The sequence below is a fragment of the Sulfurimonas sp. genome, from assembly GCF_026991475.1.
In the GTDB taxonomy this organism is placed as follows: Bacteria; Campylobacterota; Campylobacteria; order Campylobacterales; family Sulfurimonadaceae; genus Sulfurimonas.
This window is the reverse complement of sequence record NZ_JALXBK010000060.1, coordinates 1-1767: the sequence shown is the minus strand read 5'-3', so window position 1 is coordinate 1767 and position 1767 is coordinate 1. Positions and strand designations below refer to the sequence as shown.

2 protein-coding genes are annotated in these 1767 nt (G+C 32.1%); one reads left to right on the top strand and one right to left on the bottom strand.

Annotated elements, in window-relative coordinates; all coding sequences use genetic code 11:
* A partial coding sequence (ruvC, locus tag MV589_RS04830; protein ID WP_297432587.1) for a crossover junction endodeoxyribonuclease RuvC occupies nucleotides 1–398 on the bottom strand: 398 nt, incomplete at its 3' end.
* Nucleotides 399–547: 149 nt separating this feature from the next.
* On the opposite strand from ruvC, the gene dnaA reads away from it, so the two are divergent.
* A partial coding sequence (dnaA, locus tag MV589_RS04825) for a chromosomal replication initiator protein DnaA (protein ID WP_297432585.1) occupies nucleotides 548–1767 on the top strand: 1220 nt, incomplete at its 3' end.

The window sequence follows — 1767 nt, the reverse complement described above, 5'->3', positions numbered from 1 at the left end:
TTTTTGATATTTAAAAGACGCTTTACCATAAACGCAACCTGCTCTTTTTGCGCCTTTGCTTTACCCGTTAAAGCTTTTTTCACCTGCAAAGCAGTATATTCGTGAAACTGCCCAAACTCTTGGAGTAATTTTAGCATAATTGCACCGCGAAACTGCGCTAATTTAATTGTAGTAGCAGGATTATGTGCATAAAATATATCTTCCATCGCTACTTCATCAACAGTGTGATTTTGAAAAATTCGCTCAACTCCTTCTACCATTTGTGGTATCTGAAATTGTAAATTTTCTGCTTTCATTTTAATAAGTCCCGCTTCAATAAGTGAGATTTTCCCATTTTCAAGACGAATAAGGGCGTATCCCATATTTCTCGTTCCCGGATCTATTCCTAAAATTGTCATATATTTCCTAAAAACTTTTAAAGTAGCAAATTATAGCAAAAAGCTCTCTCTTTCACATTAGTAAAATAAAGTTATTCACACTCTTTTAACCCCATTTTATGCAAACTCATAGTACTATTCACATTAATAACACAAATTAAGGGCAATATGTGAATATAGGTCAAGAAGTCTTAAAAACACTCAAAGATGAGATAACAGAAGTAGAATACAATAGATATATCAGACATTTAACGTATGATATAAAAAAATCCACTAGTGATAGAGCAATTTTTTATGCACCAAATGCTTTAGTTGTAAATTGGATAAAAAATAAATATAGTGACAAACTCGCGCATCTCTTTGAAATCAAAACTGGTTCAAAAGTTTTTGTACAAATTACACTTAAAAATAGAGTAGAGACAAAAAAAGCAAAAAAAATTATTGAAGTAAAGCAAAATAGCTCACTTTTAAACCAATCTCACTCATTTGACAATTTTATGGTCGGTGGTTCCAACCAATTTGCCTACGCTGCAGTAAAAAGTGTAAGTGAAAATGCAGGAAAAGTTTATAATCCTCTTTTTATTTATGGAGGAGTAGGTCTAGGTAAAACACATCTTATGCAAGCAGCAGGAAATGTCTTTCAAAATGAGGGAAAAGTTGTTATTTATACCACAGTAGAGCAATTTTTAAATGATTTTATCCGTCATGTGCGTAATAAAACAATGGAACGCTTTCAAGAGAAATACCGTAAATGCGATGTATTACTTATTGATGACATTCAATTTTTATCAAATAAAGAGGGAATCCAAGAGGAATTTTTTCATACATTTGAAGCACTAAAGAGTACAGGTAAACAAATAATACTTACAGCTGATAAACACCCTAAAAAAATAGGTGGACTTGAAGCAAGACTTCAAAGTCGCTTTGAATGGGGACTTGTAGCAGATATTCAACCTCCAGAGTTAGAGACAAAAATTGCTATTATTAAAAAGAAATGTGAAATAAACAAAGTACAACTTTCTGAAGATATTGTAAATTATATTGCTACTGTCATTGATTCAAATGTACGTGAAATAGAAGGAATTCTCTCAAAACTCCATGCCTATTCCCAACTTATGCATGTTGATATTGATCTCTCTTTTACAAAAAATGTTTTAAAAGACCAAATGAATGAAAATAGAGCAAACCTAACTATGGAATCTATTACAGAGGTCGTAGCAAAAGATCTAAATATTAAACCAAGTGAGATACGTTCAAAAGGCAGAAGTAAAAATATAGTCTATGCAAGACGAATTTGTATCTATATCAGTCGCGAACTTACACAACACACAATGCCACAACTTGCTCAATACTTTGGTATGAAAGACCATACCGCAATTAGTCATACCAT